The organism is Neptunicoccus cionae, assembly GCF_014643735.1.
Classification (GTDB): Bacteria; Pseudomonadota; Alphaproteobacteria; order Rhodobacterales; family Rhodobacteraceae; genus Amylibacter; species Amylibacter cionae.
Map to the genome: position 1 here is coordinate 1062650 of NZ_BMKA01000001.1, position 21482 is coordinate 1084131.

The 21482-nt window shown below is 57.0% G+C and carries 14 protein-coding genes; 6 read left to right on the top strand and 8 right to left on the bottom strand.

Going from position 1 to position 21482, the window contains the following annotated elements; all coding sequences use genetic code 11:
* Positions 1–50: 50 nt before the first annotated feature.
* Entirely contained in the window at positions 51–1793 is a 1743-nt protein-coding gene (locus tag IEX10_RS04700; RefSeq protein ID WP_188671363.1) for a divergent polysaccharide deacetylase family protein, read from the top strand.
* Positions 1794–1825: 32 nt separating this feature from the next.
* On the opposite strand, the gene trpE is transcribed toward IEX10_RS04700, so the two are convergent.
* The 3 genes from trpE to IEX10_RS04715 all read right to left on the bottom strand — a co-directional run bounded on the left by trpE (position 1826) and on the right by IEX10_RS04715 (position 6529).
* A complete protein-coding gene (gene trpE, locus IEX10_RS04705) occupies positions 1826–3343 on the bottom strand; it encodes an anthranilate synthase component I (RefSeq protein ID WP_188671364.1) in 1518 nt (505 codons plus the stop codon).
* Positions 3340–5205 carry a SurA N-terminal domain-containing protein gene (locus IEX10_RS04710; protein WP_188671365.1) on the bottom strand — a complete coding sequence of 622 codons (1866 nt, stop codon included), beginning with the start codon at positions 5203–5205 and terminating at the stop codon, positions 3340–3342. Before IEX10_RS04710 ends, trpE begins: the two co-directional genes overlap by 4 nt.
* A gap of 121 nt (positions 5206–5326) precedes the next feature.
* On the bottom strand, positions 5327–6529 hold the full coding sequence (locus tag IEX10_RS04715) for an aminotransferase (protein WP_188671366.1): 1203 nt from the start codon (positions 6527–6529) through the stop codon (positions 5327–5329).
* A 78-nt stretch (positions 6530–6607) separates the two neighbouring features.
* Here IEX10_RS04715 and IEX10_RS04720 point away from each other — a divergent pair, with 78 nt between their 5' ends.
* The gene (locus IEX10_RS04720; protein ID WP_188671368.1) at positions 6608–8431 is read left to right on the top strand and encodes an ABC-F family ATP-binding cassette domain-containing protein; all 1824 of its coding nucleotides are present in this window, start codon (positions 6608–6610) and stop codon (positions 8429–8431) included.
* A gap of 229 nt (positions 8432–8660) precedes the next feature.
* On the top strand, positions 8661–9656 hold the full coding sequence (locus tag IEX10_RS04725) for a response regulator (RefSeq protein WP_188671370.1): 996 nt from the start codon (positions 8661–8663) through the stop codon (positions 9654–9656).
* Positions 9657–9711: 55 nt separating this feature from the next.
* Here IEX10_RS04725 and hemB read toward each other — a convergent pair whose 3' ends face one another.
* Positions 9712–10725 (bottom strand): porphobilinogen synthase, encoded by a 1014-nt coding sequence (gene hemB / locus IEX10_RS04730; protein ID WP_188671372.1) that lies wholly within the window; start codon positions 10723–10725, stop codon positions 9712–9714.
* Positions 10726–10839: 114 nt separating this feature from the next.
* On the opposite strand from hemB, the gene IEX10_RS04735 reads away from it, so the two are divergent.
* Positions 10840–11364 (top strand): component of SufBCD complex, encoded by a 525-nt coding sequence (locus tag IEX10_RS04735; protein WP_188671374.1) that lies wholly within the window; start codon positions 10840–10842, stop codon positions 11362–11364.
* Positions 11365–11418: 54 nt separating this feature from the next.
* Positions 11419–14862, top strand: coding sequence for a transcription-repair coupling factor (gene mfd / locus IEX10_RS04740; protein WP_188671376.1), 3444 nt, complete (start codon positions 11419–11421; stop codon positions 14860–14862).
* Positions 14863–14888: 26 nt separating this feature from the next.
* Here mfd and IEX10_RS04745 read toward each other — a convergent pair whose 3' ends face one another.
* From IEX10_RS04745 to IEX10_RS04755, 3 genes are all read right to left on the bottom strand, one after another.
* Positions 14889–16085, bottom strand: a complete 1197-nt coding sequence (locus IEX10_RS04745; RefSeq protein ID WP_188671378.1) for a multidrug effflux MFS transporter — start codon at positions 16083–16085, stop codon at positions 14889–14891.
* 67 nt (positions 16086–16152) lie between these two features.
* Positions 16153–16800, bottom strand: coding sequence for a DsbA family oxidoreductase (locus tag IEX10_RS04750; RefSeq protein ID WP_188671380.1), 648 nt, complete (start codon positions 16798–16800; stop codon positions 16153–16155).
* A gap of 97 nt (positions 16801–16897) precedes the next feature.
* Positions 16898–18490 carry a class I adenylate-forming enzyme family protein gene (locus IEX10_RS04755; RefSeq protein ID WP_308420679.1) on the bottom strand — a complete coding sequence of 531 codons (1593 nt, stop codon included), beginning with the start codon at positions 18488–18490 and terminating at the stop codon, positions 16898–16900.
* Between the two features lie 538 nt (positions 18491–19028).
* Between IEX10_RS04755 and IEX10_RS04760 the strand changes: the two genes are divergently transcribed.
* Positions 19029–20843, top strand: coding sequence for an extracellular solute-binding protein (locus IEX10_RS04760; protein WP_188671382.1), 1815 nt, complete (start codon positions 19029–19031; stop codon positions 20841–20843).
* Positions 20844–20924: 81 nt separating this feature from the next.
* Here the strand turns inward: IEX10_RS04760 and IEX10_RS04765 are convergent, their stop codons facing one another.
* Positions 20925–21479, bottom strand: coding sequence for a lipid-binding SYLF domain-containing protein (locus tag IEX10_RS04765; protein ID WP_188671384.1), 555 nt, complete (start codon positions 21477–21479; stop codon positions 20925–20927).
* Between the last annotated feature and the right edge of the window lie 3 nt (positions 21480–21482).

The window sequence follows — 21482 nt, forward strand, 5'->3', positions numbered from 1 at the left end:
AGACACGCACGATTGCAGGCAAATGATATAAAAGGCGCAAGAGGCTTATAATGGCAAACTGGGGTAAAACCGCAGGAGTTGTGTCCGGACTGGCCGTCGGGCTGACATCTGGTGTCTTTTTGGCGGCACTCAATCCGATCCTGCCCAAAACCGACACCACCACTGTTTCAAATGCACCCGAGCAAGCCGCCGGAGCGCCGTCATCCGCTGCTAATGTAACAGACAGCACCTCTGTGGTGCAGGGGGCCGGGACCCAAGACAGCAGCACCGACGCAGACCAATCCCCGACACTGGCGCTGGGTAAGACCGGCAGTTCGACAGAGCCACCGTCACTGGATCAATCGCCCCGCGAGGTTGTTACTGTTGATCAGCAGGACAACGCCCCAACCAGTGTTGATGCGGCGCGCCAGCGCACGGTGAATGCCGACGTGGCTGTGCTGACACCAACGACGCAAGTGCCGTCTGAAACAGAACTCTCTATCACTATGCCGGTAGAGGCAGACACGCCCGAAACCACGGAACTGGCCCTTATCAATCCTGATGACGGTGCCGAAATCCAGCCGACGGTATCGTCTGATCCGGCAGACCCTGTGATAATGCGCCGTCCCTCGGCAGAGACCGCAGGGCCCGATGCGCTGGTACCTGAAACGGACGAAGGCGGCGCTGATGTACCACGCTTGAACGCGGACGGAACGGTGGAGCGTCAGGAAATTAGCGACTCGCGCAAGATCGGCGTTCTGGAAGATGCGGCCAGCCTGCTGCCGCAGCTTGATACTGAACCAGATGTGATTCTAGCAACCAAACCGGAACCGGAAGCGGCGCGAACGCCAGTGCGTATTTTGCCAATCGTACCTGATGCCAGCGACGAAGAAATCGCAGAACCGGCGCCCCGCGGGGAAACAGTGCGCAGCGCCGTATTCAGCCCGACCGCCCAACCCAACACCTCTGGAACATTTGCAACGCTCGGTTCGCGTTTGCCAACCATCGGGGACAGTGGCGAAAACGGTATCTCTACCTTGGGCCAATCCGCAATCAGCAAGCGGATTCCGACGATAGGGGATGATGAACCGGTGCTCTCGGGGCAGATTGCAACACCCGAAATCGGCGCGTTGCGGGCAAATGCCAATGACTTTACCCCAACTGGAAAGCCGCTGGTTTCCGTTGTTCTGCTCGACAACGGGCAGATCGAAGAGAAACTGTCCAAATTCTCGCGGCTCGGTTTGCCCCTGGCGATTGCCATTCCGGTGGATCAACCCAACGTCCCGGCCAAGGCGCGGGCCTACCGGAATGCAGGTTTCGAAGTGTTGGCACTAAGCCCGCGTGATGTGAAACTTTCCTTGCCAGGTGGACAGACCGAAGATCAGGTGGCCGCCTTGCTGGAGCAGTTTTTTACCTTGATGCCAGAAGCCATTGGGCTGATTGATCGACCCGAAGCGTTGATGCAACGGGACCAGCGGCTGGTCCGCTCGGTTGTGGGATATTTTGCGCAGACCGGTCACGGGATCATCACTTATGCGGGCGGGCTGAACGCGGCGCCCCGCCTTGCGGATCAACAAGATGTGGCCTTTGGTTTGGTCAGTCACATTTTGAATGGCGCAGAGGATACGGAAACGGTTGTGTCCGGATATCTGAACCGTGCGGCGCGCACAGCACGGAGCAAGGGCAGTTCGATCGTGCTCGCGATTCCAAATGATGAAACCCTGACGGCGCTGTTGAACTGGTCTTTGGGGATCAACGCGCGCACTGTTAGCTTTGCACCGGTGTCTGCTGCGCTGATGGCGGGCAACCCATAGGGCCCCCCGCCACCGTTTATCGTTAAGAAGCGTTAATAGTTGCCGTTTGATTTTACAAAGGTCACAGCGTCCTTGGCAGCTTTGCGTAGCGCGTTCGATTTATTGACGGTTTCCTGAAGCTCTGCCTCGGGATCGCTGTCATAGACCACGCCGCCGCCCGCTTGGATATGCAGCTTCTGGTCCTTCAGGACAGCGGTGCGCAGGGCGATACAGATGTCCATTTCGCCTGTGGCGCTGAAATATCCGACGCCGCCGCCATAAACGCCGCGTTTCTCTTTTTCCAACTCGTCAATGATCTGCATGGCGCGCACTTTGGGCGCACCGGATACCGTGCCCGCAGGCAATCCCGCAAGCAAGGCGGACAGGGCATCCTGATCTTCCGCCAGTTCACCGACCACGTTGGACACGATGTGCATCACATGGGAATAGCGTTCGATTATAAACTGCTCGTTCGGGTTTACCGTGCCGATTTTGGAAACACGACCCACATCGTTGCGCCCCAGATCCAGCAGCATCAAATGTTCAGCCATTTCTTTGGGATCGCCCAGCAGATCCGCTTCTAATGCGCGGTCTTCGGCTTCATTGGCGCCGCGGTGGCGGGTGCCCGCGATGGGTCGAATGGTGACTTCTTTGTCTTTCACGCGCACCAGAATTTCGGGACTGGCGCCGATGACCTGAAAGCCGCCGAAATTAAAAAAGAACATATAGGGCGACGGGTTGGTGCGGCGCAGTGCGCGATAGAGCGCGAAGGGCGGCAGTTTGAAATCCTGCGTCCAGCGTTGGCTCGGCACCACCTGAAATATGTCACCGGCGCGGATGTATTCCTTCGCCTTGTCAACAAAGCCGAAATATTCCTCGCGGCTGGTGTTGGACACAGGTTCCCCCACGGCGGTTTCGGGATCAGCTACGGGGGAGGCCATCGGGGCAGGGCGCTCCAGATCGCGCACAGCGTCCATCACCCGTTCAGCCGCCTGATTATACGCCGCACGCGCGGACAACCCGCCTGTGGCCCAAACCGGCGAAACCACGGTGATTTCATCCTTAACGCCGTCCACGACCACCACCACAGAGGGGCGCATCATCACCGCATCCGGCAGGCCGAGCGGATCGGGGTTCACATCCGGAAGGTTCTCTACCAAACGGATCATATCATAGCCGAGATAGCCAAACAGACCCGCTGCAATCGCTGGCAGGTCTTCGGGCAAATCAATGTGACATTCATCCAGCACGGCGCGCAGGCTGGTCAAGGGATCAGACTTCATCGGTTCAAACGCATTGGCATCAAACCGTGCCTGACGGTTGATCCGCGCGGTGTTCCCGTGACACTGCCAGATCAGGTCCGGTTTCATGCCGATACAGGAATAGCGGCCACGGTTTTCGCCGCCGGTCACGCTTTCCAGCATGAAACTGTCTTTCTGCGCCTGTGCCAGCTTCAGCATCAGGGACACAGGCGTGTCGAGATCGGCCACAAGGCGGGTGTAGACCACCTGATTGTGACCGTCTTTATGGGACTTTTCAAAAGCCTCGTAGGAGGGGATTAGCGTGCTCAAAATCCGGTAACCTGTGTATTGACCTGATTGATGATCGGACGGTTCAGTTGGACACCGGCCTGCGATTGGACGGCATCAGTATAGTAGCTTAGCAGGTCGAGCGAGATTTGCGCGTTCAGCTGACCATTGATCCGATCCAACAGCTGGTCGTTGTTGCCAAGATCGGGGTCAAAGGCGGTGACGTTGGTCAGACGTGCCAGCACCACGCGGTCGCCACCATCCACAATCGCCACGCCGCCGTCTTCAAGCTTGTAGACCTCGGGAACAGTGGTCGGGGGCAGTTGTTCAAGATACGTGTTCCGCTTGATGCCATCCACGGCGGTCATTTCCAGACCGAGTTCGCTAACATCGCCACCGTCTTCCAGTTCCGCCTTCAGCGTTTCAGCGCGGGCTTTCAGAGCAGCGTTTACCTGATCGGCGCGCCAGTCTGCGACAACCCTTTCGCGGACCTCTTCCAGCGGAATGGCCTGAGGCTGGTCAATGCCGTCAAGACGCAGGGCAAAGACGCCGCCATCAGACAGGTCGATCACTTCCGGGAAATCGCCTTCTTCAGCGGCTAGAGCCGCCTCGCGGAAGGCATCGTATCCGGCGATTTCCTCGGTGGTTTCGGCGGAAAAAGCAATGGTGCCAAGGGTCATTTCAGTCTCTTTGGCGAGCGCTTCCAGCTCGGCACCCCCGGCAAGAAGATCATCAATATCCGTCACGCGATCGGACACCAGACGGCGCGCGGCTTCACCGGCGAGTTCGTTGCGCAATTCGTCGCGGACTTCTTCAAAGGGTGTGCTGTCTGCATCCAGAACCGCGTTGATGCGGAACAGGGCTGGACCTAGATCGGATTGCACCGGACCCACAACACCGGGTTCGTCAGCGGCAAACAGCATCTCTGCTGCTTGGGCGGAGACATCGCTGCGGCTGATTTCGCCCATATCAACATCCGCTTCTTCAAGACCCCGTTCGCCGACGATTTCGCCAAATGTGGCTTCCTCGGCGTCAATACGATCCCGCGCGGATTGGGCGTCTTCCATGGTGGAGAACACCAACCGGTCAACGGCCCGTTGCTCTACCTTATTGAAACGGTCGTTTTGCAGGTCATAGCTTTCACGGATGTCGGCTTCATCCACATCTACCGCATCGAGCATCGCAGAGGGATTCAACCAAGCATATGTGATGTTGCGAGTCAGGGGAGACATGTAGTTTGACGCATGGGTGTCGTAATAGGCTTGCAGATCCGCGTCACTTGGATCGGCAATCGTGGCGTCCAGATCTTCCTCGCTCAGGGCGACCCATTCAAAAGAGCGTTCCTGTTGGGCAAATTTCATCAACGTGTTTGGGACCGTCAGATCGCTTTTCACGCCGGTCACAATGGTGTTTTCCAGCAACGCGCGCGCGTTTTCCTTGCGGATCAGGGTTTCAAACTCTGACGCTGTGATCCCAAGCTGGCGTTCCAGATAAAAGTCATATCCTTCGCGATCAAATGTCCCGTCGAGGCCTTGAAACTGCGGGCTTTCAAGAATCGCCTTGCGCACGGTGTCATCACCGATTGACAACCCGCGTTCCGCCGTTTCGTTGCTGAGCGCGGCTTGACCGACCACAGCGTCAAGAACCTGATCCAGCACGCCGAATTGTTCTAGCTCGGCTGCGGTCAGTGTGCGTCCGGCCTGCTGGTTGATCCGGCTCGCCGCGTTCTGATAGGCCCGCGCGTAGGTGTTTACGAGAATGGGTTCATCGCCCACTTTACCAATGGAGTTCACCGTGCCGCCGCCAAGGCCGCCAATGCCAAACCCCGTCAGACCGAGCATCAGCAGCCCCATGATAACCCACATGACCTTGCTTTGGCCTTTTCCGCGCATTGAATCGAGCATTTACCGGACCTTTTTTTCCCTTGTCTGAAGGCTGGTTTTAGGCAGCAAAAGGCCGAAGGGCAAGCGTCAACACGGATCGTGCTTGCCTTGGGGCCGGATCAGGGCGCGATTGTTTTGCAGTTTACATGGAAAAAGCGGCCAGTCTGGCGAAAAGCCCGTCAATTCCGGCGCGATCCACATTGGCAAAAGCAATCCGCATATGGCGCTCTGCGTGGCCTGTGCCGCCTTCGCCGTGGCGTGGGCTGAACATGGTTCCAGGCAGGGGCAGAACAGCCGCTTTTTCGACCAGTGCTTTGGCCACCTGATCGGACGGTGCTTCAAACGGGTGGGACACATAGGCAAAATATGCGCCGCAGCCTTTCAACTCCCACCCATCAAGTTGTGGGAAACCTTCGCGCATGGCATTTGCGCGGTCGAGAATCTCTGCCCGTTCCCGTGCCAGCCAGTTTCCAAGGTGGCGCATCCCAAACAGCGCCCCGCGTTGGCCAAGCTGGTTGGGGCAAATGGTCAGCGTGTCGAGGAATTTTTCCACCTCTGCCATACGGGATTGCGAACAGACAATCGCACCAACGCGGTGGCCGGTCAGGCGATAGGCTTTGGAAAAGGAATAAAGCTGGATCAGGGTGTCGGACCAGTCGGGATCGCTGAACAGGCTGTGCGGGGCTCCGCTGGCAGAATGAAAATCGCGGTAAGTCTCGTCAATGATCAGAGAGATCTTTTTCTGCTGCGCCAGCTGATAAAACGCCGTGACCAGCCCGTCAGGGTATTCCAAGCCGGTGGGGTTGTTTGGCGTGACCAGAACGATGGCTTTCACCCGCTCGTCGATCATCGCGGCGGCCTGTTGCGGATCGGGCAGCATATCGTCGCCACACATCAGCACGCGGCATTCGATCCCAGCCATATCAAGCCACATCTTATGGTTAAAATACCAAGGTGCGGGCAGGATGACAGCATCCCCCGGACCCGCGAGCGAGGAAATCGCCGCGCAAAACGCCTGATTGCACCCCGAAGTGATACCCACATTGCCCGTGGAAATCGTGCCGCCATAGGTCGCGCTACAATGACGGGCCACAGATTCGCGCAGCTCCGGCAGGCCGAGCACGGGGCCGTACAGATGCGCGCTGACATCGTTCGACACTGCTTCAGCCAAGGCCTGACGCATCGGGGCAGGGGGTGGATCAACCGGCGCTGCCTGACTGACGTTGATCAGGGGCATGTCCTCGGAAAAGGTCACATTTTCAACCCAACTGCGGGATTCCACGATGGGAGAGGTGATGGTTCCTTGTAAAAGCGGGTTCATCGGGCTGGAGTGCGCTGCCGTCATCAGAGTTTTCCTTTTGAATTCGGGGGAGCCTAGCAAGCGCCTCTTGACGGCGCAATCCGCATAACCGATAGGGGCTGCATGGCTAATCCTCCTGTACTGACCCTCTCCGATATCATGCTCACGTTTGGCGGCAACCCGTTGTTTGACGGTGTTGGGCTGACCGTTCACGAAGGGGCGCGCATTTGCCTTGTGGGGCGTAACGGCTCTGGCAAATCCACGCTGCTTAAGGTGATCGCCGGACTGGTAGAACCCGACGCGGGCAACCGCTTTGTGCAACCCGGTGTGTCCGTGGGCTATATGGACCAACACCCCGATCTGTCGGACTTTGCGACTTTGGGCGATTTCGCCATGTCCGGCCTGCAACAGGGCGAAGAATATAAGGTAGAGATGGCCGCCGAAGGGTTGAAGCTGAACCTTGAACAGTCGCCATCCTCTGCATCCGGTGGGGAGCGTCGCCGCGCAGCACTGGCAAAAATTCTGGCCGAAGCGCCTGATCTGATGTTGCTGGACGAACCGACCAACCACCTTGATATTGAAGCGATCAAATGGCTCGAGGATCACCTTCGCCAGACCCGTGACGCCTTTATCCTGATCTCGCACGACCGCGCGTTTTTACGCTCGCTGACACGGGACACCATGTGGGTGGATCGTGGTATCGTGCGCCAACATCCTAAGGGATTTGAAGCCTTTGAGGAATGGCGCGACAAGACCTTTGAAGAAGAAGACCAACAGCGCCACAAGTTGAACCGTCTTATCAAGGCCGAGGCCCGATGGGCCGTCGAAGGTATCTCTGCAAGACGCAAACGCAATCAGGGCCGTGTGCGGCGGCTGGCGGATTTGCGGGCAGAACGGGGCGCGCAGATCAAACGCTCCGGCGCTGCGGCGATGGCGTTTGACAGCGGCCAGAAATCCGGCAAGCGGGTGATAGAAGCGACCGGTATTTCCAAAACTTTCGGGGATAAGGTTATCGTCGGCGATTTTTCCATTCGCGTTGCGCGGGGGGAACGGATTGCGATGATCGGGCCGAACGGTGTGGGCAAAACCACGCTTCTCAACATGCTGACGGGCGCGCTTGAGCCGGACACAGGCTCGGTTAAGCTCGGCACCAATCTGTTGCCTGCGATCTTTGATCAGAACCGCGCCGTGCTCGACCCCAAGGTTTCGCTTTGGGATACGCTGACCGAGGATAAGGAACTGGGTGTTTCAGGGCAAAATGACCAGATTATGGTGCGGGGTACGCCCAAACACGTTGTGGGGTATTTGAAAGAGTTCCTGTTTTCTGAAAATCAGGCCCGTGGTCCGGTGTCGGCCCTGTCGGGTGGTGAAAAAGCACGGCTGTTGCTGGCGCGTTTGATGGCGAAGGAAAGCAACCTTCTGGTGCTCGATGAACCGACTAACGATCTGGATGTGGAAACGCTGGACCTGTTGCAGGAAATTCTCGACGATTACGAAGGCACCGTGCTTCTGGTCAGCCACGACCGCGACTTTCTCGACCGCGTGGCGACCACGTCCATCGTGATGGAAGGCGACGGCGAGGCCACGATCTATGCTGGTGGCTGGTCCGACTATCAGGCCCAGCGCAAGGAAATCAGCAAAGCTGCGAGGTCCGATAAGGACACTAAGAAGCCCGCTTCAAAGGCGCAACCGGCCGAAAAACCCAAAGCCGCGCCCAAGAAGATGAGCTTCAAGGATGAGCATAGGTTGAAAGAGCTTCCAAAGGTGATGGAACGCTTGGAAGCCGAAATCGCCAAGCTGCACGAGTATCTGTCCGATCCGGAACTTTACACAACGGCCCCCGTCAAATTTCAGAAAGCAACCGAAGCCTTGTCCGAAAGAGAGACAGCGCTAGAGGCTGCTGAAATGGAGTGGTTGGAGCTGGAAGAACTGTCTCAACAAGCTTAAAGTGTTGATAATAAACGGATTACTCTATTCCTCCCGTCAAATGTTATCCACAGAGGGGCGGTGCGCCTGTGGATAACTTTAGGGATATTGGTTAACAATTTCTTAATCTTGCCCAATTTCAAACTTATTTTCAGACCAATTCCACGCAAGAAGGATTACACGTAATGAGTGAAATCCCCCGTTGCCCGGACTATCTAGGGGGAATTACCTAGAGTGGAGAGGTATGAATATGAGAGCACTAGCCGTCGATGACGATCCCCTGATCCTAGAAGTCTTGAAAAACAACTTTGATGAGATGGGAATTAAATCTCTGGAATGTGCGGAGTCCGGTTCTGTGGCTCTCGCGATTCTCAAGAAATCCCCCACACCTTTTGACGTTATACTGCTGGACATCGAAATGCCCGGTATGGACGGGATCGAGGTTTGTCGCAAAATCCGCATGATACCGGAGTATAACTCCACGCCGGTTCTGATGGTGACAACCGTGACCAATGAAGACAGCGTTCGTGAAGCCTTTACAGCAGGGGCCACGGATTATGTTTGCAAACCGGTAAAGCCCCTAGATCTGGCAGCGCGGATTCAGTCTGTGACCCATCTGTTGCGGGAACGCCGTCGCGCTGAAAGCAACTTTGAAGCGGCGCAATCCCTTAAGGCCCAGATCGAACAGGACATGAAGCTGACCCGTGAAAAAGGTCTCAAGGTGGATTTCGTCCCGAACATGATCGACAAGCTGGAGATGGAAAACTACATTCTTCAACTGTCGCGGCTGCAAATTTCCCGCACGCAGGTCTATGCCTTCGGTATCAAGGAATTTAACGAGATTTACGACCGCACCACAGCCTTTGATCTGTATTACACCATCGGTGATGTGGCCTCTGCGCTGCAAAGCTGTTTCTCCAGCGAGAAATCCCTGCTGTCTTACTGCGGTGCGGGGCGGTTCGTTGTGGTTTCCCGTGAAAGCGAAAGGGAAAACCGCTATAACATCGCCCAGATCGTTCAGAAGGCGGTGAATGAACTGGAGCTCGTCTATAACAACGGCAGCCCTTGTAAGGTGACGATGGTGACTGGTGAGCCGGTTCAGGCGTCCTTCTGGTCTATGGGCAGTTCGCTGCGCTTGATAGAACGTGCGCTCAACGCGCTTGATACGGCGCGGGGCGGGCATGACACTTACACGGAAACACGCAAATACAAATCCCTGCTGCGCGAATGTCTCGACGTTGCATGACGTGAACCGTATGCAAACGAAAACGGCGCCCTTGTGGCGCCGTTTCTTTGTGGGGCTAGAACAGGTCCATATCGCGGCGCAGGAATTTGGCGGTTTCCAGTGCGAAATAGCTTAAGATACCGTCACATCCGGCCCGTTTGAACGCCATCAGGCTTTCCAACATAGCTTTGTCTCGATCAATCCAGCCATTGTCGCCCGCACCCGCAATCATCGCGTATTCGCCAGAGACCTGATAGGCGTAGGTCGGCACGGCAAATTCCTGTTTCACCCGCTGACAAATATCAAGATAGGGCATTCCAGGTTTCACCATGACCATATCCGCCCCCTCATCCAAATCCCGCGCCACCATGCGCAGGGCCTCGTCCGAATTGGCCGGATCAAGCTGGTAGGTTTTCTTGTCACCTTTCAGAGCGCCGGATGCGCCCACGGCATCGCGGAAAGGACCATAAAAGGCGGATGCGAATTTCGCGGAATAGGCCATGATCGCCGTGTCGGGGAAATCGTTTTGTTCCAGCGCGCGGCGGATAATGCCAATGCGCCCGTCCATCATATCGGATGGGCCAAGGATATCCGCACCCGCTTCGGCCTGTGTCAACGCCTGCTGTTCAAGTGCGCCAAGGGTTTCGTCGTTCATGACAACGCCCTCGCGCACGATCCCATCGTGACCGTCAGAATTATACGGATCAAGGGCGACATCCAGCATAATGCCAATATCCGGCACCTGCGCTTTGATCGCGCGGGTGGCTGTGTTTACCAGATTTTCCGGATTCCAAGCCTCGGCCGCGTCAGGGGTTTTCTTGTCTGGATCGGTATATGGGAACAGCGCAATCAGGGGAATCCCGTGATTGGCGGCTTCATTCGCAGCCTCTACCGCGCGGGACACGCTTAGACGGTTCACGCCGGGCATGCTGTCGATCGGTTCCACCACATCGTCGCCTTCGCGCACGAAGATCGGCCAGATCAAATCCGAGGCAGACAGGCTGTTCTCCCGCGTCAGGTCGCGCATCCAGTCGGTGCGGCGGTTGCGGCGGGGGCGTGATACCGGAAACGGCGGTGGGGTATGTACCATAAGTTGATCCTTTTGACGGGTTCCCCCAAATGCGCCAGAAAAGCCCCAAACTGCAATTGGAATTTTTGACGCAATAGGCTAACACCGCGCCCAGACCAGACAGAAGGGCCGGTGATGGAAGGCTTTTATCAGGAAGTAATCGGCTCTCGCAGTTTCGCCAGTATTTGGTACTGGATCGTGTTTGCTGTGGTCTGGACCCGCACCACACACTGGACGCTTGGCGTGCCTTATGAAGACGCGCGCAATGCCAAACGCTTTGGTGGGCAGTACCAGATTGATTTTGAAACCCAGATCGAGATCAACATCCGCAAAACGCTAGAGGTGTTTGAAGGCCACTCGATCGCACTGACAGGGCTGGCTGCGTTCTTTCTGGCGACGATCTTTATGCTGGGGTTTTCCTTTAACATTCAGTTCATGCAGGCAGGATTTTTGCTGATCTTCCCGTTGACCATTGTGTCCGGTCTGTCGATCCACCTTGCCAGAAAGCTGCGGACCGAAGATCTGGACGGCGCGGCGCTCTATTCGGCCTATGTTTGGCATCGTCGGATCAAACAGGGGATCGGTGCGTTTTCGATCTTTTTCGCCGCTTTCTGGGGCGTTTCGCAGATCCTGTTCTCGCCTTATGCTGGGACGTTTTAAAGGCGGCGGGTTTTCCACCTTGTCCGATGTCACCGGCTGCGCTAAATCCGCTTGATGGCACAGCAGTATAACGAAAACCACCGTACCGTCGGGGGCGCCCCCGAAGGATTTGACGCACATCTGCTGGCATCAGCACTGGCGGCGGGGAATGGCCCCGTTATGCACATCGCCCGCGATGACGCCCGACTGGCTGCAACACGCACAGCACTTGGCCTGTTTGCCCCCGAGGTTCCGGTGTTCACTTTTCCGGCGTGGGACTGTTTGCCCTATGATCGTGTGTCCCCGAATGCGGAGATATCTGCCGCGCGTATGGCCGTTCTGGCAGCTCTTGCGGCGGGGTTTGATCGACCGTTCATCCTGCTGACAACAGTGGCCGCTGTCACCCAGCGCGTGCCAGCCCGCGACACGCTGAAATCGGCGAGCTTCGTGGCCGAGGTGGGCCGACAGGTGGACGAGAAAGCCTTGCGGGACTTCTTTGCCCGTATGGGGTTTGTGCAAGCACCAACCGTTACAGAACCTGGCGATTTTGCGATCCGTGGCGGCCTGATCGATGTCTACCCTCCCGGCGAGAGCGGCCCTGTACGGCTCGACCTGTTTGGCGATGTCCTTGACGGGGCGCGGCGGTTTGATCCTGTGACCCAGCGCACCACGGAATCCCTGCAACGCTTGGAACTGGCACCTGTGTCGGAGGTTATTCTCGACGAGCCATCAATCCAGCGGTTCCGCCAGAACTATCGCATTGAATTTGGCGCTGCCGGTACGGACGATCCCCTGTATGAGGCTGTCAGCGCAGGGCGCAAGCATCAGGGGATTGAGCACTGGGCACCGTTCTTTCATGATAAGATGGAAACCCTGTTTGATTACATCCCGAATGCGCAGGTGTTTCTGGACGACCGCACCACACAGGCGCGTCTGTCACGATGGGAAAGCATTGCAGATCAATACGATGCTCGCAAAGAAGCGCTAAGTAACAAATCTCGCATGGACAGTGTGTATAAACCCTGTCCGCCCCATCTGCTGTATCTGGACGACGCCGCCTTTGAGGTGGAAATCACCGATCTGACGGTCAAACAATTCTCGGTTCTGCCCCAGGGCACCGGTCCTAATGTCACTGATGCAGGTGGTCGATTGGGGCGCAGTTTCGCGCCGGAACGCCAGCAGGAAACCATCAGCTTGTTTGGGGCTTTGGCCGATCATATCCGGGATCGTCAGAAGCAAGGCAATGTGGTGATTGCCAGTTATTCGGAAGGCGCACGGGAGCGATTGGGCGGTTTGCTTGCCGATCAGGATATCAACGGCGCGATAGAGATTGCGAAGCTTGGGGATCTGAAAGGCAGCGGCACGGTTGCGCTGGCGGTCTGGCCGCTGGAACAGGGGTTCGAAGCCAAAAACCTGACGGTGATTTCTGAACAGGATGTGCTGGGGGACCGGCTGATCCGCAGTCCGCGTCGTAAACGGCGGGCTGAGAACTTCCTGACCGAAGCACAAAGCCTGTCGCCCGGTGATCTGGTGGTGCATTTGGACCATGGTGTCGGGCGGTATCGCGGGCTGGAAACGGTTTCGGCGGCGGGTGCGCCTCATGATTGCATCTTGCTGGAATACGCCAACAACGACCGTCTGTATCTGCCGGTGGAAAACATCGAGCTGCTGTCTCGCTTTGGGCATGAAGAAGGCATTCTCGACCGTCTGGGCGGCGGCGCGTGGCAGGCGAAAAAGGCTAAGCTGAAGGAACGCATCCGCGAGATGGCGGATAAACTGATCCGGATCGCGGCGGAGCGGGCCTTGCGCAAAGCCGAGGTCATGGAGCCACCGGTTGAGGCTTGGGATAAATTCTGCGCCCGCTTTCCTTATGCAGAGACCGACGACCAGTTGCACGCGATCGAGGACGTTTTGGCGGATATGGCGTCGGGTTCGCCAATGGACCGTCTGATTTGCGGCGATGTGGGCTTTGGCAAAACCGAGGTCGCCTTGCGCGCGGCCTTTGTTGCGGCCTCTGCGGGGACGCAGGTGGCGATTATCGCGCCGACCACGTTGCTGGCACGCCAGCATTACAAATCTTTCGCCGAACGTTTCCGTAACACAGGCATCCGCGTGCGTCAGCTGTCCCGTTTTGTCAGCGCAAAAGAGGCCGAAGCCACCCGTCAGGGCATGGCAGACGGAGGCGTGGAAATCGTGATCGGCACCCATGCGCTGCTGGCGAAAGGGATCAAATTTGCGAACCTCGGCCTGTTGGTGATTGACGAGGAACAGCACTTCGGTGTGACCCACAAGGAACGGCTGAAACAACTCCGCTCTGATGTGCACGTGCTCACGCTAACTGCAACGCCGATCCCACGGACCTTGCAAATGTCCCTGTCCGGCGTGCGCGAACTGTCGGTTATTGGCACGCCGCCGGTGGATCGTCTGGCGATCCGCACCTATGTGTCCGAATTCGACGCCATCACCATCCGCGAGGCGCTTTTGCGCGAACACTATCGCGGCGGGCAGTCCTTTTTTGTGGTGCCCCGCGTGTCCGATCTGGCGGAGATCGAAGAGTTCCTGAAAACGCAGGTGCCCGAGGTCAGCTTTATCACCGCCAACGGCCAGATGGCCGCCGGAGAGCTGGACGAGCGGATGAACGCCTTTTACGACGGCAAGTACGATGTACTGCTGGCCACAACGATTGTGGAATCCGGTTTGGATATTCCAACCGCCAACACCATGATCATTCACCGCGCAGATATGTTTGGCCTGTCCCAGCTGTACCAAATCCGCGGTCGGGTCGGGCGTTCCAAAACCCGTGCTTATGCCTATCTTACCACCAAACCGCGCAAGCCGCTGACACCCAACGCAGAAAAACGTTTGCGGGTGCTCGGCAGTCTCGACAGTCTGGGGGCGGGCTTTACGCTGGCGTCACAGGATTTGGATATTCGCGGGGCAGGGAACCTGCTTGGCGATGAACAGTCCGGCCATGTGCGCGAAGTAGGGTTCGAGTTGTATCAGGAGATGCTGGAAGAGGCGATTGCCAAGATGAAGGCAGGCGAGATGGAAGGCCTTTCGGAATACGAAGGGTCGTGGTCGCCGCAGATCAATCTTGGCGTGCCTGTGCTGATCCCCGAAAGCTTTGTGCCCGATCTTGACGTGCGCCTTGGTCTTTACCGGCGTCTGTCGTCCCTGTCGACAAAGGTGGAACTGGAAGGGTTTGCAGCCGAACTGATCGACCGGTTTGGCAAGCTGCCGTCCGAGGTTAACACTCTGCTGCGCATCGTGCGGGTGAAATCCATGTGTAAACGGGCCGGAATTGCGAAGCTGGACGGGGGCCCGAAAGGGGCAGTGATCCAGTTCCACAACGACAAATTCGCCAATCCAGCAGGGCTTGTGGACTATCTGCAAAAGCAAAATGGCACGGCAAAGGTGAAGGACAACAAGATCATCGTGCGCCGTGACTGGTCCAAAGACGACACGAAAATCAAAGGCGCATACATCATCGCCCGCGATCTCGCCGCGCAAGCCAAGTAGGTCGGGCTTCAGCCCGACCCATTACTTCACACCGAACGCGGGTTCTGCAAGTTCAGAAAAAAACCGATTGCAGCGCAAGTCCCGACCCCGAACATCAGGGGCAGGCCGGTCCCGTTGAACATTTGCCCGATCGGCACGGCGATCAGGATGCTGGCCAGTGTGGACACCGACCCGATAATCGCACTGGCGGTGCCTGCAATATGGCCCATAGGCTCCATCGCGAGCGCGTTGACGTTGGAAAACACCAATCCGCTGAGGAAAAACAGCATCATGGACCAACCGATCACCACATAAAGCAAAACATCGCCAGAAATCAGACCTGAGGCGATCAATGTACCGACACTGATCGAACCCACAGCAAGCAGGGCGAGCCCGATGGTGCTGAGCAACCACATGCCAAGGCGCACGACCAGCGCCGCGTTCAAGGCGCTTGCCGTCCCTGATACGAGTGCGATGATGGCAAAATAAACCGGAAAGCGCGCGCCTGCATCCAGCCAGACCACGAAGAGTTGTTGGGCGCTGGAAATGTAAGAAAAAACAATCGCGTAGGACATGCACAGGACAAGCAGGGAGATCACTACTCGTCTGGATGCTGCCATCTCTTTGGCCGCAGAGATCATTGTCGCGACCCGCATAGGGCGGCGTCTTTCGGGAGTGTGGGTTTCCTCTTGCCGGATCCACAACCACAGTCCCACCGCGCAGCCAAGAACCACAAAAGACATGAAGATCGCGCGCCAGCCAAAGGCCAGCATGATGCCCTGTCCGATCAGCGGCGCAACGGCAGGCACCAGCACAAACATCATCATCGCCAGCGAGACCACGCGGGCCATCTGTCGACCGGTGTAAAGGTCACGGACCATCGCCATGCCAACGGTACGGGGGGCGGAGATTCCCAAGCCTTGGATGAAACGGGCCAGCAGCAGCATTTCAAGGGACTGACTGCCCCATGCCCAAAAGCTGGTTATGATAAACACACCGATCCCGCCCAGCAGAACCGGCTTGCGCCCAATCGCATCGGAGAGGGGGCCGCTGATCAGCTGCCCACAACCGGTGCCCAGCACAAAAGCCGCCACAACCAGTTGCACGCGGTTGGCGTTACTAGTGTTCAGATCCGCCGCCATTTCACCGAAAGCCGGCAGCATCGCGTCTGTGCCAAAGGCGATCAGCGAAAACAGCAGGGCCGTCAGCAGGATAAATTCAGGCAGCGCAAGACGTTTTCCCATGAGAGGACTCCGATAGACGGGGCAGGCGCAGCTACCCCGATAAAATTTCTTAAAGCAACTTTGCCGGTTAGGAGCCGGCCTTTTCGTGCGCTTCGCTGATCTCTGAGATAACTTTTTCCCAAAGCTCGGTCGGTTGCGCGCCCTGAACCACGTAATGCTTGCCAATAATAAAGCAGGGAACGCCGCTGATTCCCCGTTCGCGTGCAGAGGCATCCCGTTCCTGAATCTCTTTGGCGTCCTGATCCCCGTTCAACAACCGGCGCACCATTTCGCCGTCCATACCGGCGTCAGATGCGATGGAAACCAGCAGATCAACGTCAGAGATGTCCTGTCCTTCCTTGAAGTAGGCGGTAAACAGGCGATCCACCACGGCGTTCTGATGGCCCTCAACGGCTGCCCAGTGAAGCAGGCGGTGGGCGTTCAGGGTGCTTGGCGTGCGTTTGATGCCCTCAAAATCTATATCGATTCCCGCATCCTCGGCGGCTTGGGCAATCGCGCCATAGGTTTTGATCGCGCCTTCCTTGCCTCCGAATTTCGCTTCCAGATATTCGCGCCGGTCCATGCCTTCGGCTGGCATGGTCGGGTTCAACTGGAAGGGATGCCACTCGATCACCAGATCATGATCGGGGTGCTTTTCCAGCGCGCGATCCAGTTTTGTCTTTCCGATATAGCACCACGGGCAGATCGGATCAGAAATAATATCGAGTTTCGTCATGTTGTTTCAACCACTTAAGCACGGCGGGCCGATTCAGTTCCGACATGCCGCGATGTTTCGCATAAAAAGGGAAACGCTGCGTGGGAACACGCTGCGCCTAGACCTTCCAGTCACGCAACGCCTTGCGCTGCACCTTGTTGTTCGCCCCCGTGGGAAGCGTGTCCATTCGCACGAACATACGCGGCTGTTTGTATTTTGCCAGCGTCCGCGCGCAATTTTCTGTGAGCTTTGCGTCCAGATCGCGGTCAGCCACATAAAATCCGGCGATAACGTGGACACCGGCACGGACCTCTACCTCCGCTGCGGCGGCATGTTCGACACCTTCGCAGGCCAGCATGGCAGCTTCGACTTCAAGCGGGGACACGCGATACCCGCCCGCGTTCATCATATCGTCATCCCGCCCTAAATAGGTGATGTAGCCGTCTTCATCCATCGACACAGTGTCACCCGTGACAAACCAGTCTCCCTGAAATTTTGCCGCCGTTTCAGCGGGTTGCCCCATGTACCCCAGCATGAGCCCCTGATCGGAGCGATGGACCGCAAGGACCCCCGGTTGATTGGCCTCAACCGGACCGTCAGGACCAAGCACCCCAATGTGGCGGCCCTGCTGAACGCGACCGGATGTGCCGGATTTCGGGGGGACATTCGGGCTGGAGGAGACAAAAGTGGACACCTCGCTCATGCCGAGCGCCTCGTACACCTGTTTGCCGGTCTGTTCCTGCCAAGCGGACAGAACCGCAGCAGGCATCTTTTCCCCCGCGCTAAGCCCGTGGCGCAGCCCGTCAAAGCCGTCTGCGCCGGTTTCCACAATCTGGCGATAGACACCCGGAGCCGCTGCAAAAATCGTGGCGCGGTGTTGCGCCACCAGTTTGCCCCAGATGCTGCGATCGGGCGGGCCTGTGTAAACCATCGCCGTGGCGCCGATGGCCCAAGGGTCAAGCAACCCCGTCCCAAGGGTGTAGGTCCAATTAAAGGCGCCAGCGTGCAGCATGCGATCATCTGCGCGCAGGCCGTACCAGCCGTTCCACATCATCCGTCGCGCCCAAACGGCACGATGGGCGTGCATCACGGCGCGGGGCTTCCCCGAGGTGCCGGAGGTATAGATCATATAGGCCAGCCTGTCCGGATCGCCCATCACAGGGGCCGCTGGTTCTGCTGCGCGCAGTCGTGCGACACCGGCGGCATCCAGCGTGGGAACACCAAGTTTTGCAATCGGTTCCAGCCCACCTGCAAAGGCGACTAGCTTTGGTTCAAGCTCTGCCACGATGCTGCGGACTTCGGGTTCTGTCAGCAAGGCAGATGTGGGGACGGGAACGATTCCCACAGCAATCGCCGCAAGAAACAATATCGGAAAGGCCGCATCATTCCCAACCCGCAGCAACAGGCGATCGCCCGCCACCAGGCCGGTATCCAACAAACCACCAGCTGTGCGCCAAACCGCATCCCGCAAATCTGCATAACGCCAGCGGGTCGTCGTCTGTGCGATGACCTCTAACGCGATGGCATCATCTTTACCGGCGGCCAAAACATAGTGCGCAAGATTGAATGACACGGGGCAGGGCAAGGGCGCACCTTCGTTGAATATTGCAGCTTGGGACATGGAACCTGTCTGTGTGAAGTAATACGGGACAGCACGGGGATAAGCCCCAAGCGGACCATGTTCAAGGTGAACGCTGGATCGGCTGGTCAAACTCGGGATTCCGCTGCGTTCGGTGCACGGAAACCGGCGCTGCCCGCGCGAACTTCCACTCAGCTTGTTAAGACTCTGTTAACCAAGGGAAACTACCTAAAACTTAACAATTTTCAACCTAAGGTATTTGTCGTGAATTGTTCAAGAATATGTGAATCCGGTCCGCCTGCTGCCTGTTGACGTGAGAGAATCGATTCTTCAAAAGGCGGACTTCCCTAGGATCGGTTCATTCATGGTCAACTTGGGGAGACGCACTGAAGAGAGCGGGCAACTCCCAAGATGGCACCGTAGCGTCAATGGAATAAGGGGATTCCACTCTGGAGGCTTTGAATTGTTAGATAAACAGATCAAAAAAAAACGCCCTCACAAGGAGGGCGTTAAGTTATTGAGGCAGGTTTCATACAGGCAAGAAACCTATCGAGCAGTAAAGATGTTATACAAAATCCCAATCCCTGCGCCAAGCAAAATTTTGAAGTATTTCCCCGACAGGCTTGATACATATGGAAAAACGTCAAACCGAGAGTGTAATGTTGCGCCGATGTCACGTCTGATCTGTAGAACCCGTAGAATTGTAACTATTATGGCAGGGCTCGCCCTGATTGCACCGCAATTGGCCCTTGCAGCGCCCCAACATGGCCTCGCTATGTACGGCAAACCGGCCCTTCCGGCGGGGTATGAGTCGCTTCCATACACGAATCCTGACGCGCCGCAGGGGGGAACCGTTGTACTGGCGGAACCGGGCAGCTTTGACTCGCTCAATCCGTACATTTTGAAGGGGCAAGCGCCTTGGGGGATTCGCACCCATGTGGTGGAAAGCCTGCTCGGGCAAAGCTATGACGAACCGTTCACGCTGTACGGGCTGCTGGCCGAGACCGTTGAAACCGATGATGCGCGCTCTTGGGTGGAATTTACCCTGCGCGCGGAGGCACGGTTTTCAAACGGCGATCCGGTCACGCCACAGGATGTTATCTGGTCGTTTGAAACCTTGGGCGACAAAGGGCATCCGCGCTATCTGAACAGTTGGGACAAGGTGGCAAGTTCTGAAATCACCGGCCCGCGCAGTGTGAAGTTCACCTTTAACACGCCGGATCGGGAATTGCCGATGATCCTTGGCTTGCGCCCGGTGCTGCGCAAGGCGGATTGGGAGGATCGCCCCTTTGAGGAAAGCGGTTTGCAGCCGATCACCGGAACAGGGCCTTATGTGATTGATGAATTTGAAGCAGGGCGTTTCGTCAGTTTCAAACGGAATCGCGACTACTGGGGCAATGATCTGGGATTTAACGCGGGTAAGCACAATCTGGATGAGATCAAATACGATTACTACACCGATCAAAGCGTGATCTTTGAGGCATTCAAAGCAGGCGCGCTATCGGTCTTTCGTGAAGGCAACGCGCAACGCTGGTTGCAGGAGTATAACTTTCCGGCAGCGACCACGGGTGAGATCGTGAAATCCGAGATCCCACACGCCAGACCGACAGGCATGACCGGATTTGTGATGAACACACGGCGCGAGATTTTTGCGGATATCCGTGTGCGCGATGCGATGATGCATGCGTTTAACTTTGAATTCATCAACCAGGCCCTGAACGGCGGGGGGCTTCCACGGATTACCAGCTACTTTTCGAACAGTCAGCTTTCTATGAAGGACGGAGAAGCTGATGACGCGGTGCACAGCCTCCTTGCACCGTTCAAGGACAGTTTGCCAACAGACGCCCTGACCGGATACCACCTGCCAAAATCCGACGGATCGGGGCGCAACCGGCGCAATCTGCGCAAAGCCGCGAAGTTGCTGGAGCAAGCTGGATGGACGGTGAACAATGGCGTTCTGGTCAATAACGCAGGAGAGCCGTTCACCTTTGAAATCCTGTTGAAAAACACTGCCACCGAAAACGAAGCCATCATGGGTATCTTTGTGGATGCGCTTAAACGGCTTGGGATTGAGGCGCGATTGAAGCTGATTGATCCGGTGCAACATCGCGAACGGCTGAAGGACTATGATTACGATATGGTCCATTTCACCCGCTATATGTCCCTGTCGCCGGGCAACGAACAGCGGCTTTACTGGGGGCGGGACGGGGTCAACACGCCGGGCACCCGCAATTATATGGGAATGGATAGCGCGGCGGCAGATGCGATGATCGACACTATGCTGGAAACCCGCGACGCCGAGGTGTTCAATGCGGCTGTGCGGGCGTTGGACCGGGTTTTGACCACTGGACGATATGTGATCCCGATCTGGTATAATCCGGTCAGCTTTCTCGCCCATGATGCGAAGCTGCATTACCCCGAACGCCTGCCGGTTTACGGAGACTGGACCGGTTTCCTGCCAGATGTCTGGTGGTATCAGGATTAAGCCGCCCTTGTTTCAGGTATAAAAAAGCCCGCCGGTTACTGGACCGTGCGGGCTTTCTCAAATTCTTGGCTCGTCGGGACCTTATGGGATGATCCGGTTGTATTTGGACCCTTCGATCGAAATCCCGAGCAGGATACCAGCCTGATTAAACACAACCGCGTAAACCGCGTCGTCAATCGTGTTGTTGTCCACGCCAGCCGCGCCCGCGTTGTCAATCAGCGTGTATTCTACGTCTGCACCAAGGGTCCAGCCTGGCCGTTCACGGAATTTGCGCAAGTGATCGGAATCCATAAAAAACAGGGCCGAAGAATACTGTTGCGCACCGGCCTGCAGGCCATAGCTAGCGGCGAATACTTCGTAATAATCCACCGGCGCCTGCCCGATCAGCAGGGACCCTTTACCATACGCGCCCCCAACGATCAGACCGGCCTTCGTTACGGTCGGCATCATCAAGACACCGGCGGCGTTGGCCATTAGGGATCGTGTGAAGGGAAGTTCGGTTTGCATTTGTCGCACAGCCGCGCTGACGTCATCGTCGATTTTGAACCGTGCGTCGCTGCGTGTTCCGCCTGAACAGGCGCTCAATCCACCTGCGGTTGCACCCATCAAAAAAGTGCGCCTGCTCCATCCTGTCATGGG

What these genes read in the sequence shown, in the direction of transcription:
- IEX10_RS04735 (WP_188671374.1), top strand. Translation starts at nt 10,840, where the DNA reads ATGGAAGGCTTTTATCAGGAAGTAATCGGCTCTCGCAGTTTCGCCAGT.
- IEX10_RS04760 (WP_188671382.1), top strand. Translation starts at nt 19,029, where the DNA reads ATGTCACGTCTGATCTGTAGAACCCGTAGAATTGTAACTATTATGGCA.
- mfd (WP_188671376.1), top strand. Translation starts at nt 11,419, where the DNA reads ATGGCACAGCAGTATAACGAAAACCACCGTACCGTCGGGGGCGCCCCC.
- IEX10_RS04745 (WP_188671378.1), bottom strand. Translation starts at nt 16,085, where the DNA reads ATGGGAAAACGTCTTGCGCTGCCTGAATTTATCCTGCTGACGGCCCTG.
- IEX10_RS04765 (WP_188671384.1), bottom strand. Translation starts at nt 21,479, where the DNA reads ATGACAGGATGGAGCAGGCGCACTTTTTTGATGGGTGCAACCGCAGGT.
- hemB (WP_188671372.1), bottom strand. Translation starts at nt 10,725, where the DNA reads ATGGTACATACCCCACCGCCGTTTCCGGTATCACGCCCCCGCCGCAAC.
- IEX10_RS04725 (WP_188671370.1), top strand. Translation starts at nt 8,661, where the DNA reads ATGAGAGCACTAGCCGTCGATGACGATCCCCTGATCCTAGAAGTCTTG.
- IEX10_RS04715 (WP_188671366.1), bottom strand. Translation starts at nt 6,529, where the DNA reads ATGACGGCAGCGCACTCCAGCCCGATGAACCCGCTTTTACAAGGAACC.
- IEX10_RS04750 (WP_188671380.1), bottom strand. Translation starts at nt 16,800, where the DNA reads ATGACGAAACTCGATATTATTTCTGATCCGATCTGCCCGTGGTGCTAT.
- IEX10_RS04720 (WP_188671368.1), top strand. Translation starts at nt 6,608, where the DNA reads ATGGCTAATCCTCCTGTACTGACCCTCTCCGATATCATGCTCACGTTT.
- IEX10_RS04700 (WP_188671363.1), top strand. Translation starts at nt 51, where the DNA reads ATGGCAAACTGGGGTAAAACCGCAGGAGTTGTGTCCGGACTGGCCGTC.
- IEX10_RS04710 (WP_188671365.1), bottom strand. Translation starts at nt 5,205, where the DNA reads ATGCTCGATTCAATGCGCGGAAAAGGCCAAAGCAAGGTCATGTGGGTT.